The 14594-nt window shown below is 72.3% G+C and carries 14 protein-coding genes; 9 read left to right on the forward strand and 5 right to left on the reverse strand.

Translation table 11 applies throughout. From position 1 onward, the window contains the following. Positions 1–65: 65 nt before the first annotated feature. The 7 genes from CP980_RS28920 to CP980_RS28950 all read left to right on the forward strand — a co-directional run bounded on the left by CP980_RS28920 (position 66) and on the right by CP980_RS28950 (position 8025). A complete protein-coding gene (locus tag CP980_RS28920) occupies positions 66–1427 on the forward strand; it encodes a DUF6002 family protein (RefSeq protein WP_132758788.1) in 1362 nt (453 codons plus the stop codon). Positions 1428–1502: 75 nt separating this feature from the next. Next, positions 1503–2684, forward strand: coding sequence for a GNAT family N-acetyltransferase (locus CP980_RS28925; protein WP_150529391.1), 1182 nt, complete (start codon positions 1503–1505; stop codon positions 2682–2684). A gap of 59 nt (positions 2685–2743) precedes the next feature. Then, positions 2744–4564: an asparagine synthase (glutamine-hydrolyzing) gene (gene asnB, locus CP980_RS28930; RefSeq protein ID WP_150529392.1), complete on the forward strand. Its 1821-nt coding sequence runs from the start codon at positions 2744–2746 to the stop codon at positions 4562–4564. 19 nt (positions 4565–4583) lie between these two features. Then, positions 4584–6257, forward strand: a complete 1674-nt coding sequence (locus CP980_RS28935) for a DUF885 family protein (protein WP_167535894.1) — start codon at positions 4584–4586, stop codon at positions 6255–6257. 21 nt (positions 6258–6278) lie between these two features. Beyond that, positions 6279–6806, forward strand: a complete 528-nt coding sequence (locus tag CP980_RS28940) for a thiamine pyrophosphate-binding protein (RefSeq protein WP_132758792.1) — start codon at positions 6279–6281, stop codon at positions 6804–6806. Positions 6807–6811: 5 nt separating this feature from the next. Next, a complete protein-coding gene (locus tag CP980_RS28945; RefSeq protein WP_167535895.1) occupies positions 6812–7381 on the forward strand; it encodes a thiamine pyrophosphate-dependent enzyme in 570 nt (189 codons plus the stop codon). Positions 7382–7437: 56 nt separating this feature from the next. Then, positions 7438–8025 (forward strand): NADPH-dependent FMN reductase, encoded by a 588-nt coding sequence (locus tag CP980_RS28950; protein ID WP_132758794.1) that lies wholly within the window; start codon positions 7438–7440, stop codon positions 8023–8025. 105 nt (positions 8026–8130) lie between these two features. Here CP980_RS28950 and exaC read toward each other — a convergent pair whose 3' ends face one another. Both exaC and CP980_RS28960 read right to left on the reverse strand, forming a co-directional pair. Next, positions 8131–9654 (reverse strand): acetaldehyde dehydrogenase ExaC, encoded by a 1524-nt coding sequence (gene exaC / locus CP980_RS28955; RefSeq protein WP_150529395.1) that lies wholly within the window; start codon positions 9652–9654, stop codon positions 8131–8133. 54 nt (positions 9655–9708) lie between these two features. Continuing rightward, a complete protein-coding gene (locus CP980_RS28960) occupies positions 9709–11079 on the reverse strand; it encodes a helix-turn-helix domain-containing protein (RefSeq protein ID WP_150529396.1) in 1371 nt (456 codons plus the stop codon). Positions 11080–11292: 213 nt separating this feature from the next. Between CP980_RS28960 and CP980_RS28965 the strand changes: the two genes are divergently transcribed. After that, complete coding sequence (locus CP980_RS28965) at positions 11293–11475, forward strand: hypothetical protein (protein WP_030158088.1); 183 nt, start codon at positions 11293–11295, stop codon at positions 11473–11475. A 38-nt stretch (positions 11476–11513) separates the two neighbouring features. Here the strand turns inward: CP980_RS28965 and CP980_RS28970 are convergent, their stop codons facing one another. Further along, positions 11514–11969 (reverse strand): SAM-dependent methyltransferase, encoded by a 456-nt coding sequence (locus CP980_RS28970; RefSeq protein ID WP_123517221.1) that lies wholly within the window; start codon positions 11967–11969, stop codon positions 11514–11516. Between the two features lie 22 nt (positions 11970–11991). After that, positions 11992–12786: a hypothetical protein gene (locus tag CP980_RS28975; RefSeq protein ID WP_150529397.1), complete on the reverse strand. Its 795-nt coding sequence runs from the start codon at positions 12784–12786 to the stop codon at positions 11992–11994. Between the two features lie 135 nt (positions 12787–12921). Between CP980_RS28975 and CP980_RS28980 the strand changes: the two genes are divergently transcribed. Further along, entirely contained in the window at positions 12922–13836 is a 915-nt protein-coding gene (locus tag CP980_RS28980; protein ID WP_150529398.1) for an oxygenase MpaB family protein, read from the forward strand. A 64-nt stretch (positions 13837–13900) separates the two neighbouring features. Here the strand turns inward: CP980_RS28980 and CP980_RS28985 are convergent, their stop codons facing one another. Next, a complete protein-coding gene (locus CP980_RS28985; RefSeq protein WP_150529399.1) occupies positions 13901–14500 on the reverse strand; it encodes a class I SAM-dependent methyltransferase in 600 nt (199 codons plus the stop codon). Positions 14501–14594 lie beyond the last annotated feature (94 nt).

A 14594-nucleotide genomic window follows, 5' to 3' on the forward strand; every position in this document is an offset into this window, starting at 1 on the left:
GCGGACGTTCGACCCATGGCACCACAGGTACCCGACACAACTTCCCCACAAGGAGTGAATCCGTCATGTCCGAAACGGGCCACGCGGCCGGCAGCGGCAAGGTCGTGCGCAACGCGCTCGACCGGTACTTCGAGGAGATCCGTACCGCAGCACGCACGGTGGAAGGTGAACGGACCAGCCCGGCCGACATCCCCCTGGAGCTCACCGGGAAGCCTGCCGCCTTCGCCGCGTTCACCGAGGTCACCGATGTCGGACTCACCCGGGTGGACCAGCGGACCCACATCCTCGACCTGATGCGCAACCCGGGTGCCAGGACCACCAAGACCATGGCCTCGCTGCTCATGATCGCCCGTGCCGCCGCCCACATCCGCCGCACCGGCGAGCGAATCATGCTGTTCACCCCGACATCAGGCAACAAGGGAACGGCCCTGCGCGATGCCGTGGCCAGGGCCCACGCGACCGGGTTGGCCACCCCCGACGAGCTGCGCATCGTCATGCTCGCCCCCGAGGCCTCGCGCAACAAGCTCCGCGACTGCGCACTGACCGGGGACCAGGCGCTGCGCACGGCCAACCCGGTGGTCCTCGCCAAGGTCGAGCGCCCTGCCGACGTCAAGCAGCTGAGCAGCGAGGTGGTGCAGCGGCACACCGCGGAGATCCTCGACACCACGGGCTTCCGCCTCTGGTACACCCTGGACCTGGACAACTACCGCATCGCCGACGCGGTCCGCGCCTTCGTCGAAGCGGAACTCCTGCCCATCACCGCCGACTCCGCACCGCGGGTGCACGTCCACGCGGTTTCCAGCGCCTTCGGGCTCCTCGGTTACCACCTGGGCCACCGGCTGCTCACCGAGGGACTGCCCGGGTACGCAGCACCCGCCCGACACCCCGGCTTCCACCTGGTCCAGCAGCTCGCCACGGCCGACATGGTGACCAGCCTGCTCGGCACGAAGGTCCCGGACTACACCTACGACGCGACGACCGGCTTGTGGCAGCAGGACGCGGTTGCGGAGTTCCCGGCCGTCACCGACGACCCCCGGGAGGTGATCGACCCGACCTTCTACACCAAGGAGCCGCCCACCCGCACGCAGATCAACGACATCGTCGCCCGCCACGGCGGCGGCGGGATCGTGGTCTCCCGCCGAGAGTGCCTTGAGCACTTCGACCAGGTCCGGGCGCTCGCCGCCGTCGCAGGCATCGAGATCGCCGCCGATCCGACCCTGATCCGTGAATGGTCGCTCGTCAAGGCGCTCACCGGTGTTCTCCTCTCCCGGGAGCGGGGCCTTCTGGGCCCTGACACCGACGTCGTGGTCCACGGCTCCGGCTACTACAGCGACGAACTCGTGCCCGCCCTGCGCGAGGACCACCTCACCCGGGTCGGCACCGTCGACGACCTCGCGCGCGCCGTCCTCGCGGCCGCCCACGCCTAGCCGCCGCCCATCGGAGCCGACAGTGATGCACCCAGAGACGACGAAGCACTCCGTCCGGGCAGCGGAAGGGGAACGGTGCGGCTGCGTCCCCAGCCCGAACCGGAGCGCGGTGAGGCGCCGGTGATCCCGCCGAACTGGCGCTATGCCTGGAACAACAGCGGCGGTTCGCTCGTCCTCCGGGCGCACGGGATGGCCGCTGCCGCCGCCCGGCCGTCCGTCACGGTGTCCAGGCCCGCCGGCCGGGGTCCGACCGTGGCGTACGGCGGGCTGGCTGCCGGGCTCACGCACGTCCTGCCCTTCCTCGAACAACGCCGGGGCACCGGTTCGGAGCACAGCACCTGCCGCACCACCTGGTCGGAGCTGGCAGGTGGCCGGGCCGCACCCGATGCGGACCTGCTCGCGGTCGGAGTGCTGCAGCACGCCGCCCCGCGTCGGCCGCCCCGGCATTGCCTGGTGCTGCCCTTCCGGATCAACCTGTCGGTGCTGGTGGGCCCCGATCCGCAAGAGGCCGTCCGGCGGCTCTCGCGCAAGGCCCGCCAACAGTACGCACGGGAGCTCAAGGCTCGCTCCCGCACCCTCGAAGTCGCCCCGTCGGAAGCCGACTTCCATGCCTTCTACGACGGCATGCACCGTCCGACGATGCAGAACAGGCACCGCGACGCCGCCCGCTCGGAGGAGCGGCGGAGCGCCCTGGTCTGCCTCTTCCGGCGGGGCGTGCTGTTCTTCCTCTGCGAGTCGGGCCGGCGCGTGGCGGGCATGTTGTGCCGCCTCGAAGGAGACACCCTGGTCGTCCGGCTGGCCGGCGTCGAGGCGGGCGGTGAGGAGCCCTACCGTTCGGGCACCTACACGGCTCTGTACGTGCTGATCCTCCAGTGGGCTGCCGAACAGGGCCTGACCAGGGTCGACCTCTCCGGATGCGAGCCGTTCCTGAGCAAGGGCATCTTCCAGTTCAAACGCAAGATGCACCCCGAAGTCAGCCTTCCCGAGAACCACTTCCGAGAGAAGCGGCTGGTGCTGCGGGTCAGGAGCGACACCCCGGAGGTGCGGGACTTCCTGACGGCCAACCCCCTGCTGGAACTCCACGGGGGTGGCCTGCAGGCCGTCTATTTCCACGACGCGGAGCGCCCGGCCCGCAAGGACCTGCGCTGGGAATGCCCGGGCGTGGACGGCCACCGGACCGTCGACCTGGACGAATTCCTCGTCGACCTGCCCCGGTCCCGCCCCCCGAGCCCCTCCCCGCAGCCCGCACACCCCTGATCCCCACCCGCTTCGCTGATCCCCGAGACCGACCCGAACCGCCAACAAGGAGTCCACAGATGTGCGGCATCGCCGGCTGGATCGACTTCGACCGCGATCTCACCACCGAACGCCCGACGGTGGAGGCCATGACCGGAACCCTGCACCGACGCGGTCCCGACGCCGCGGGCACCTGGCTCGCGCCCCACGCCGCCCTGGGCCACCGGCGACTGGCCATCGTCGACCTGGAGGGCGGCGTCCAGCCCATGACCGCCCGGCGGCCGGGCAGCGAGGCTCCCGTCGTACTCACCTACAGCGGTGAGCTGTACAACTTCCGTGAGCTGCGCGACCACCTCCGCTCCCGCGGCCACCGGTTCACCACCGCCTCCGACACGGAGGTCGTCCTGCGCGCCTACCTGGAGTGGGGCACCGGCTTCGTGGACCGCCTCACCGGCATGTTCGCCTTCGCGATATGGGACGCCGCCCGGGAGGAACTGCTACTGGTCCGCGACCGGCTGGGCGTCAAGCCGCTCTACTACCACGCGTACCGGGGCGGGGTCCTGTTCGCCTCGGAGCCGAAGGCGATCCTGGCCAACCCGCTCTTCACCGCGCGCACCAGCGAGGACAAGCTCCCCATCCTCTTCAACCCTCGGCTCGCCATGCCCTGGGAGACGCCCTACACCGACCTCCGTCAGGTGCAGCCCGGGCACCTGGTCAGGGTGGACCGCTCGGGCGCGCACGAGGCGCCGTACTGGCGGCTGGTCAGCCAGGAGCACGGCGACGACGAGGACACCACCGTGCGCCGGGTACGCGATCTCCTGGAGCAGACAGTCGCCGAGCAGATGGTGGCGGACGTACCCCTGTGCACCCTGCTCTCCGGCGGCCTGGACTCCTCGGCGGTCACCGCCCTGGGCGCCCGGCACCATGCGAAGGGCCTGCGGTCCTTCTCGGTGGACTTCGAGGGGGCGGCCGACGACTTCCGCGCCACCGCGCTGCGTCCCGAGCAGGACACGCCGTTCGCACTGGCCGCCGCTGCGCACATCGGAGTCGACCACACCTCGATCCTCCTGGACCCGGCGGCCCTGGCCGGCGTGGTCCCGGACGCGCTGGCGGCCCGCGACCTGCCGAGCCTCGGCCAGTTCGACGCGTCCATGTACCTGCTCTTCCAGGCGATCCGGGAGCATTCCACCGTCGCGCTCTCGGGGGAGGCCGCCGACGAGGTCTTCGGTGGATACCCCTGGTTCTTCGACCGGGACACCGTGTGGGGCGACACGTTCCCCTGGCTCGGCAACGCACCCAGGCTGACCGACTGCCTGGCACCCGACGTCCGGGCCCGGATCCGGCCCGAGGACGACGAGCGGGACCGCTACGCCACGATGCGCGCCCGCGTTCCGCGGCTGACCGGGGAGTCCGGGCTGCAGGCCCGGATGCGCGAGGTGCTCTTCCTCAGCCTGCAGGGCCCGCTGCTGTACCTGCTGGACCGCAAGGACCGGATGAGTATGGCCGTGGGGCTGGAGGTGCGGGTGCCGTTCTGCGACCACACGCTGCTGGAGTACGTGTGGAACGTGCCGTGGAAGATGAAGGTGGCGGACGGACGGGAGAAGAGCCTGTTGCGCGCGGCAGTTGCCGACCTCCTCCCGCAGGAGGTGCTGCAGCGCCGTAAGAGCGCCTTCCCCGCCACCTTCTCGCCGGCCCATGCAAGGGCCGTGCGTGCCGCGCTCGACGGAGTGCTCGACGACAGCTCCTCGCCGCTCGCCGGACGTCTGGATGTGACCAAGGTACGTGAACTCGCCTCGGGAAGCGGCCAGATGATGACCATGGCCGACAACCTGCACCTGCTGTTGCCACTCATCGAGGTGGACCGCTGGATGCGTGCCTACGACGTGAGCTTCACGTCCTGACCCACTCGGGAGACCGATGATGAGCAGCGCGGCATCCGTCCTGCGCACGCTGGCCGAGGAGTTCTGGGTGTGGCGGGAGGCCACACAGCCCGACTGCTACGACGACCTCAACCGGGTCGAGCGCCCGGATGGCTGGATCCCGGACTGGTCGCCGGAGGCGGTTGCCGGTCGCAGCCGTGCGCTGTCCGGATTCGCCGTTCGCCACCGTGCCCTCGACCTGTCGGCCGAGCCCGTGGCGGTGCAGGTGGACGGGGAACTGATCGGATCGGCGCTCGCCCGGGTCCACTGGGAGCTGCACCTGCTGCGGGACTGGCAGCTCAATCCGGGTTTCTACCTCGACCAGGCCCTGCTGCCGGTCTACCAGGAGCTGCTGCGGCCGGACGCCACGGCGCAACCCCGGGCGCGCGTGGTGGCGGGCCGACTGGCACGGGTGCCCGAGATACTCGCCCAGGGCCGGCTCAACCTGGCCGGACACGCCGCCGCACCGCTTGCCGAGTACGCGTTGCGGCTGCTCGGCACAGCGGCCGAGGCGCTGGGGACGGCGGTCGCCGCTCTCGCGGCGCCGCAGCCGGCGGCCCTGGCAGCCGACCTGCAGACCGCGTCGAGCGACGCCCGGCGGGCGCTGTGCGACTACCGGACGTGGCTCCAGGACGCGCTGCCCGGTTTCACCGGGGCGTTCAGTCCGGGCCCCGAGGCGTTCCGTTTCTTCCTCCACCGGGTCGCACTGCTGCCCTGGTCGGCGGAGCAACTGCGCGACCTGGGCCGCCGGGAGTACGCCCGTGCGGCAGCCGCCGAGCTCGTGCTGCACCGACACGGGGAGCCGACCGCGCCGCCGCCGTTCGCGGACACGGCGGCGCAAGTCGAGCGGCAGCGGCAGGACGAGCTGGACGTACGGGCGTTCCTGCGGAAGGAGCGCATCGTCGACCTGCCCGACAGCCTGCGCCACTACCGCAACCTGGCCGTGCCACCCCACCTGGAGCCGCTGACCTGGCTCGGCGTCCAGCACCACACGGCCGCCCGGGCCAGGTGGGACGAGGACGCGGTGCGCTACGTTCCCGAACCCCGGCCCGACCTGCCCTACTTCCAGCTTGCCGAGGCGCGCGACCCGCGGGTGGGCATCGTCCACGAAGGGGTCCACGCCTGGCAGCTGGCCCTCTCGGCGGCGCACGACAACCCGGTTCGACGCCACTATTACGACTCGGCCGCGAACGAGGGCGTCGCCTTCCACACCGAGGAACTCACCCTCCTCGCAGGTCTGTTCGACGACGCCCCGGTCAGCCGGCGGTTCATCGTGAACGCCATGCGGCTGCGTGCCCTGCGGGTGGACATCGACCTCGGGCTGGCTCAGGGCGAGCTGACCCTGGACGAGGCGGCCGGCCGGCTGGCCGACCTGGTCCCGATGGACCGCGGGACGGCGTGGGAAGAGACCGCCTTCTACGCCGGCCGGCCGGGGCTGGGCCTGAGCTACCTGGCTGGGAAGGCGCAAGTTCTCGACCTGCTGACGTCCTGTGAGCGGCGGGACGGGAAGTCCTTCAGCCTGACTTCCTTCCACGAGCGGCTGTGGCGGGAGGGCAACGTGCCGCTGGCGCTGCAGCGCTGGGAGCTCCTCGGCACCACCGATCACCTGGATCGGGCGAGACGGCTGGGCGGCCCGGCGGCCGAACCTCTCGGCACAGGCGCGACCGACACGTGACAGATTCCCGAGGAGATTGACATGCTCACTGAAGCACTCACGACCGAACGCGTGGACGGCTCGGTGTCCGCCGTGCACGACGCGCTGACGGCGAACGGCCTGGGCCCGTACTTCGGCACCCCGTGCGGTGTCCTGGCCCCCCTGCTCTCGCTGCTGGAGAGGGGCGGGGACTACCACGTCGTCGCGCGCGAGGACAACGCCGTCGGGGTCGCCGCGGGGGCGAGCCTGGCGGGGGCCTGCCCGGTCGTGCTGATGCAGAACTCCGGCCTCGGCCAGTCGGTCAACGCGCTGGCCTCGCTGGTCGTTCCGTACCGGATCCCCATGCTGCTCATCATCAGCATGCGGGGGACGGCGCCGGACACGACCACCGAGAACCTGGCGATGGGACGGCTCACCGGGCCGGTCCTGGAAGGCCTCGGTATCGGATACGAGTACCTGACCGGAGCGGGCGCCGAGCGGCAGCTGGCCAAGGCTGCGACCGTGGTGCGGGAGAAGCGCCTGCCCTGTGCGCTCCTGGTCCGCCCGGACGAGTTCGCATGGAAGGTGTAGACCCGATGACTCTGACCAAGACGGCGGCCGTGACCGTCGCGCTGGCCCAGGCCCCCGGCCTTCCCACGGTGTTCACCACCGGGTACGCCGCCCGGATCGGCGCCGCAGCCGGGGGCCACAACCACTTCTACATGACGGGCTCGATGGGGCTGGCGCTGTCGCTCGGCACCGGCATCGCGATGCACTCCCGCCGTACGACCCTGGTCGTGGACGGCGACGGCAGCCTCCTGATGAACCCGGTCGGGCTGGTGATGGCGGGCGCCCGGCCGGACTTGCCGCTGATCCACCTCGTGCTGGACGACGGGGCCTACGCCTCCACGGGAGGCCAGCGCTCGCCCGGCGACTCGGTGGACCTGCCCGGCTGGGCTCGTGCCTGCGGATTCTCCCGGGTCCACACGGTCGGATCGGAGGAGGCTCTGGCCGCAGTCCTCCGTGAGGAGCTCCGGAACCCGCCGGCTCCCGTGTTCGTCCAGTGTCGCGTGACGTCCGACACCACGGCGCCCCCGCCGCGGGTGACCGACGACCTGGAGGGCATCACAGCCCGGTTCTCGGAGTTCCTCGCGCCGCAGGTCTGACGCGCCGTCCGCGAGCGGCCAGGCCGGACCAGCTGTCAACCATCGGAGGAAGTCGCGTGCAACGAGTAATCAGGATCGTGGGAATCGGCGGCTCGTCCGGTACCCGCTCGACGGTGGAACAGGCCCTTCGCGTCTGCTTGGACGCCGCCGAGCACATGGGCGCGGAGGTTCGGCTGCTCAACGGCACGGAGCTCGCCATGCCGCTCTACCGGCCGGGGGCGGAGGCCGTGCACGGGCACGCTGCCCGGCTGCTGCGCGCGGTGGCGCAGGCGGACGCCGTGGTACTGGCCAGCCCCGCGTATCACGGGACGGTCTCAGGACTGGTCAAGAACGCCCTGGACCATCTGGAGGAGCTCCGCGACGACAGTCGCCCGTACCTCAGTGGGCGGGCCGTGGGTTGTATCGCGGTGGGCCAGGGTTGGCAGGGTGCCGTCGCCACCCTGGCCGCCCTGCGCGACATCACCCACGCCCTGCGCGGCTGGCCCACACCGATCGGCGTCGCGGTCAACAGCACGGCCGTGCCTTTCGGTCCGGAGGGGCGGTGCGAGGTGCCACACGTCCAGGAGCAGCTGACGCTGATGGCTCAGCAACTGGTCGAGTTCGCCCGGGCCCGCCAGGCACTCCTGGCCCCCGTCACGGCCTGAGCGCCTTCGGCCACGTCGACCGCCCCGGCGTCGCCCCGGACGGGCGGCTGTAGCCGAAGCCGCCTGCCGGGCAAAAACGCAGGTCAGGCGCCCTTTCTTGGGCCCCTAGAAGAAGCCGAGACGCTTCGGCGAGTACGACACGAGGAGGTTCTTGGTCTGCTGGTAGTGCTCCAGCATCATCTTGTGGGTCTCGCGGCCTATGCCGGACTGCTTGTAGCCGCCGAAGGCGGCGTGGGCCGGGTAGGCGTGGTAGCAGTTCGTCCAGACGCGGCCCGCCTGGATCGCGCGGCCCGCGCGGTACGCGGTGTTGATGTCGCGGGTCCAGACGCCCGCGCCCAGACCGTACGCCGTGTCGTTGGCGATCCGTACGGCGTCGTCGAAGTCCTGGAACGCGGTGACCGAGACGACCGGGCCGAAGATCTCCTCCTGGAAGATCCGCATGCGGTTGTCGCCCTCGAAGACGGTCGGCTGGACGTAGAAGCCGCCCGCCAGTTCGCCGTCCAGCTCCTGCCTCTCGCCGCCCGTCAGGACCTTCGCGCCTTCCTTCCGGCCGATCTCCACGTACGACAGGACCTTTCGCAGCTGCTCCTCGGAGGCCTGCGCGCCGATCATCGTGTCCGTGTCCAACGGGTGCCCCGGCACGATCAGTTCCGTACGGGCCACGGCCGCGTCGAGGAAGTCGCCGTACCGGCCGCGCTCGATGAGGGCGCGCGAGGGGCTCGTACACACCTCGCCCTGGTTGAGGGCGAACATGGTGAAGCCCTCCAGGGCCTTGTCGCGCAGGTCGTCGTCCGTGGTCCAGATGTCGTCGAAGAAGAGGTTCGGGCTCTTGCCGCCGAGTTCGAGGGTCACCGGCTTCAGGTGCTCCGCCGCGTACTGCATGATCAGCCGCCCCGTGGACGTCTCCCCGGTGAACGCGATCTTCGCCACGCGCGGGCTGGAGGCGAGCGGTTTGCCCGCCTCCTCGCCGAAGCCGTTCACGATGTTCACCACGCCCGGCGGCAGCAGGTCCGCCACCAGGCCCAGCCAGTAGTGCACCGAGGCCGGGGTCTGCTCGGCCGGCTTCAGCACCACCGTGTTCCCGGCCGCCAGCGCCGGAGCCAGCTTCCACACCGCCATCAGGATCGGGAAGTTCCACGGGATGATCTGCCCGATCACGCCCAGCGGTTCGTGGAAGTGGTAGGCGACGGTGTCGTCGTCGAGCTGGCTCAGCGCCCCCTCCTGGGCGCGCAGCGCGCCCGCGAAATAGCGGAACTGGTCGATCGCCAGCGGTATGTCGGCGGCGAGGGTCTCCCGGACCGGCTTGCCGTTCTCCCAGGTCTCCGCGACCGCCAGCGCCTCCAGGTTCTGTTCCATCCGGTCGGCGATGCGCAGCAGTACCGTGGACCGCTCGGCGACCGAGGTGCGGCCCCAGGCGGGCGCCGCCGCGTGCGCCGCGTCGAGCGCCCGCTCCACGTCCTCGGCCGTGCCGCGCGCCACCTCGGTGAAGGTCCGGCCGTTGACGGGGGAGGGGTTGGCGAAGTACGCGCCGAGGGCAGGCTCGACGTACTCGCCACCGATGAAGTGGCCGTAGCGGGGCGCGTACGACATGAGCGCGCCTTCCGTACCGGGCGCAGCGTAACGGGCCATGGTGTCCTCCCCTTGCCGGGCGCCGGCCGCCGTCGGACAGCGCTCGGGAGGAGGCTAGGAGCGGGCAGGTTGCGAATACGTTGCCCGGCGCGGGGGCGGAGGGGCGGGTTCCCCGCGCGGGTGGCCGGGCCGGGGTCCGGAGCCGGGTTCCCCGCCGGGTTTCCCGGCGGGTCCGCCGCCGAGTTCCTCGTCGAGGGCCCGTACGCGGGCCAGCGCGGCCGGGCGGCCCTCCTGCGGCAGCGCTTCGGCCAGCGCCCGCCAAGCCGCCGCGTCGTCCGCGCCCCACGGGGAGCACACCCAGTCGGTCAGCAGCCCCGCGTCCGCCCGCGCGATCACCGCGGCCCGCGCCTGGTCCTCGATCCGGCGCCGCAGCCGCACGATGCCCGGCGCGGTCGAGCCGGGGAGCAACGGGCCCGCGTAGTGCTGGAGGGCCGCGGAGACGGCGCCGGCCGCCAGGTGCCGGGTCACCACGGTGGAGTCAGCCTCCAGCGGCGCCGCCGTACGGTACGGACGCGAGAGCGGGGCCCGGTCCCCCAGCAGTCCGCGCAGGCGCGACATTTCGGCGCGCAGGGTCACCGGTGACACCGATTCGTCCTCGTACAGCGCGATCGCCAGCTCCTCGCCCGACAGGCCCGCCGGATGGTGGGCGAGCAGCGCCATGATCTCGCTGTGCCGCCGGCCCAGGCGGAGCGTGGTGCCCCCGCCGACCAGCAGGGCCTCGTCCCGGCCGAGGACGGCGAGGGTGTCCCCGGCGCCCGGCGGGACCGGGTCAAGCAGTGCCAGTTGGGCCTCCGCCGCGCGGGCCACCGCCCGGACGAAGGCGAGGGAGTGCGGATGGGCGAGGCCGTCGCCGCCGGTGATGTCCACGGCGCCGAGGAGCCGGCCGGTCCGGGGATCGCGCACCGGGGCCGCCGCGCAGGTCCAGGGATGGACCCGGCGGCTGAAATGCTCGGCCCCGAAGACCTGGACCGGCTCTCCGAGGGCGACCGCCGTGCCGGGGGCGTTGGTGCCCATCGCGGTCTCCGCCCAGCGGGCGCCCGGCACGAAGCCGAGCCGCTCCGCCCGCCGTAGCGTGGCCGCCTCGCCCTCGACCCAGAGCAGGCTGCCCCGCGCGTCGCAGACCGCGAGCAGATGGGCCCCGTGCGCCGCGAACGCCCCCACGAGGTCCCGGAACACCGGCATCACCCGGGCCAGGGGGTGCTGCGCCCGGTACGACCGCAGTTCCGCCTCCGCCAAGTCCACCGCGGGCGCGGACTCCGGGCTGACCCCGGCGCGGTCGCACCGTCGCCAGGACTTCGCGATCACCGCCCGGACCGGATCCTCGACCCGCCCGTCCTGCGCGAACGCGGTGTGCGCCCGCCGCAGGAGGCGCGAACGCTCGGCGGGGTCGGCCCCGCCCGGCAGTGCCACCGACGGATCGTCCATGCGTCCTCCCGTGGTGCCGCGTATCCGGAGCGCCCCATCGTCGTGCCGGTACGGGGTCCGGACAAGGGCCGTGTCGGCCACGGCCGGGCCGGATCGCCGCCGGCGGGTGCCGGACCGGTCGCGTTCGGTGACGGAGGGAGGGGGCCGGGAACGCGTGGTCGGAGCGGCGCGTTGTGGGGGGTAGTGGACGACGACAGGTGGAGGTGTCCGCAGATGTCCAAGCGCGGCAAAGTCGCGGTTGCCGGAGTCGCGGCAGCCATCGTGTTGTTCTGGACGGTCGGGTTCTGGGCCGGACTGCTGGTCCTGATCGGCGTGCCGGCGGCCGCCTACCTGCTGCTGGACTCCTCCCAGCGGCGTCGTCTGCGGGGAATATCCAGGAAGCAACTGGGCCGCTGAGCCCGCGGCGCGGGGCGCCGGGCGGGTCACCGGGTGGATCAGTAGTAGTCGCGCATCAGGGCGGTGGCCCACTCGGGCTGGCGCAGTGCGCCGCGCGGGCCGAACTCGGCCATGTACGGCTTCAGGTCCAGCACCGGGGTGCCGTCCACCGCGTCCAGGCCTTCGACGTGCACGTCCAGGCCGTCCACCTTCAGGATCCGGCACCGGGAGACCCCCAGCCGGTTCGGCCTGTTCTTGCCGCGTTGGGCGAAGATGCCGACCAACGGCCAGTCCGCGTTGCCCCGGGGATGCCGCGCGCCCGTCTCGATCTTCTCCACCGGAACCCGGTCGAAGTGGTAGACGACCTCCAGGTGTGAAAAGTCCGCCAGCCCGTACAGGGCCTCCGGGCCGAACCTTCCGGAGTCCAGGCGGATCACGGCCGTCTCCCGCCCCCAGTCGTCGTCGACCGCCTCCGCGCGGCCGCCCACCACCACGGCCACCGGCTCCGATTGCACCGACACAGCGTCTCCTTCGGGTTCATGCCGGGCGTACGGCCACGCGGTCCAGGGCCGCGAGCAGCTCCGGCAGTTCGGGCAGGCCGAGATCGGGATCCCCGTCGCGGGGGACCGTGAGGACCTCGCCCGGCTCCTCGTCCAGCAGGACGAAGGCGGCGTCCCCGGTCCGTGCCACCAGCGACCACCCGGGGCCGTCCACGCGCAGCGTCCGCACGCCCTCGCCCGCGAACGAGGACCGGACCCGGCCCGGCGGCGGCGGGCTCTGGGTGTACTCCAGGGCCTCCCGGAGCGCCCGCGCGAGCCCGGGGTGCGCCGCGGCCGCCGCCCCGCCGTCCGCCGCGACCTGCTCGCGCCAGCCGGTCCACTCCCGGGCGATCTGGTCCGCCCCCATCCGCCGCTGCACGGGTCCCCACACCTCGGCGGACGGCGGTGCCAGCGGCACCCGTCCGGTCCCGTCGGCGCCCTGCTCCGGGTCGTGCGGCTCCGGTACGCCCGGCGCCGCCACCGACAGGGCCAGGGGCCAGCCCGCCAGCGAGACCACGATCGACCGCTCGTCGGGCGACAGGTCGTATTCCATGCCGCAGTCCCAGGAGGCGATCGCCATGGCCACGAGCGAGACGTCGTCCACGACGACCGTCCAGCGCGCGCCGTCCTCGTCCTGTCCGAGCACCAGCCCGTATCCCTGCGCCGCCGGTTTCACACCCAGCAGCGAGCAGGCCTCCGGGAAGTCGTCGCCCAGGATGCCCGGAAACTGCGCGGGGGTCAGCAGCACGGCGGTCAGCACGTAGAGCGAACCGCCCCCCTCCTCGTCCGTCACGTGGCCTCCCGGTCGCTCTGTCGTCGGCGCACCCTAACCAGCGGGTAACCCCTGCGTCGAGAGCCTGCGGCCGTCGATTTCCAAGGCCGCCACCTGCACGTAGAGTTGGCAGCCCGCCACAGAAAGGTGTACCCGGTGCAGCGTTACGACCGGCTGAGGGAGATCCTCCGTCTCGACCCCGACAAGGACTTCCTGGCCATCTACCGGCTCACCGCCACCTACGAGTTCCCGTGGGACATGACCCGCGCCCTGGAGCTCGCCCTCTTCCGCACGTACGCGGTCCCCAGCATCGGCCGCCTCCTCGCCGAGACCGCCGAGTTCACCGATCGTCCGCAGAAGCGCTACGACGACACCTCGCTGCTCCTCGACGCCGTCGTGGAGCACGGGTTCGAGAGCGATACGGCGCGCACCGCGATCCGCCGCGTCAACCAGATGCACCGCGCCTACGACATCACCAACGAGGACATGCGGTACGTCCTGTGCACGTTCGTGGTGATCCCGGCGCGCTGGCTGGACGCCTACGGCTGGCGCCCGCTGACCCATCACGAACGCCGCGCCGCCGCGAACTACTACGCCGAACTCGGCCGGCACATGGGTATAAAGGACATTCCGGGCTCTTTCGAGGAGTTCGAGGAGACCCTGCACTCCTACGAGGAGGCCCACCTCGGCTGGGACGAGGGCGGCCGCAAGGTGGCCGACTCCACCCTCGCCCTCATGGCCTCCTGGTACCCCGCGCCGCTCGCCCCCGCGACGCGCGCGCTGGTCCTCTCCCTCCTCGACGAGCCGCTGCTGTCCGCCTTCCGCTACGAGAGCCCCCGTCCGCCGGTCAAGCGGCTGTTCCGGGGCGCCCTCAAGCTGCGCGGGCGCGCCGTCCGGCTGCTGCCGCCGCGCAAGGACCCGCACTACGCCCGGCAGAACCCGGAGATCAAGGGTTACCCCCATGGCTACGACGTCGGCGAGCTCGGCACGTTCCCGGTGCCCGGCTCGGGGGGATGCCCCGTACCGCATCCGCGCCGGCCCGCCGGGGCGGATGCTCAGCCTCCGGCGTGATCCCGGGCACCTCCTCGCGTCCCGGGGCAGGTGCCGACGTACGGCATGGGCATGGGAGGGCCGGTCAGGCCCGGCGCAGCGCGAGCGCGAGGAAGCGGGCGTCCTCGTCGGCGTACGAGGTCATGTCCCAGCCCGAACCGGCCAGCAGCGGGCCCAGGTTGTGCTCGGCCCGCAGGTCCTCCGGCGTCAGTTCGCGGCCCTGTCGCGCCGCCAGGGCCGCCCGCCCGATCGGGTGGAACAGGGCGAGGCGGCCGCCGGGGCGGACCACGCGGGCGAGCTCGCGCAGGTTCGCCTCCGGGTCGGGCAGGTGCGCGATCAGCCCGGCCGCGAACACGGCGTCGAGCGCCGCGTCGCGCAGCGGCAGCCGGGCCACGTCCGCGAGCAGCAGCGTGCCCTCGGCGTCCCGGCCGGCCCGCCGCGCGGCGGCCAGCATCTGCGGGGTGAGGTCCGCGCCGAGCACCGTGCCGGCCGGGCCGACGGCGGCGCGCAGCGCGGTCAGCGCCCGCCCGGTACCGCAGCCCGCGTCGAGGACGCGGTCGCCGGGGCGCAGGCCGAATTCGGCCACCGCCGTCGTGAAGGCGGGCCCGTCCGCCGGGAACTTCCGGTCCCAGTCGGCGGCGCGCGTCCCGAAGAACTCCTGCACGTGCGTGTGGTCTTCGCTCATGTGGACATGATCCCCCATGGCTCCCGCGCGGTGCGTGTGCAAGGTGGCACGTGGCGCGATCGAAGCAGGGCGTAGCTCTGTCATATTCCAGCAG

The organism is Streptomyces vinaceus, from assembly GCF_008704935.1.
Classification (GTDB): domain Bacteria; phylum Actinomycetota; class Actinomycetes; order Streptomycetales; family Streptomycetaceae; genus Streptomyces; species Streptomyces vinaceus.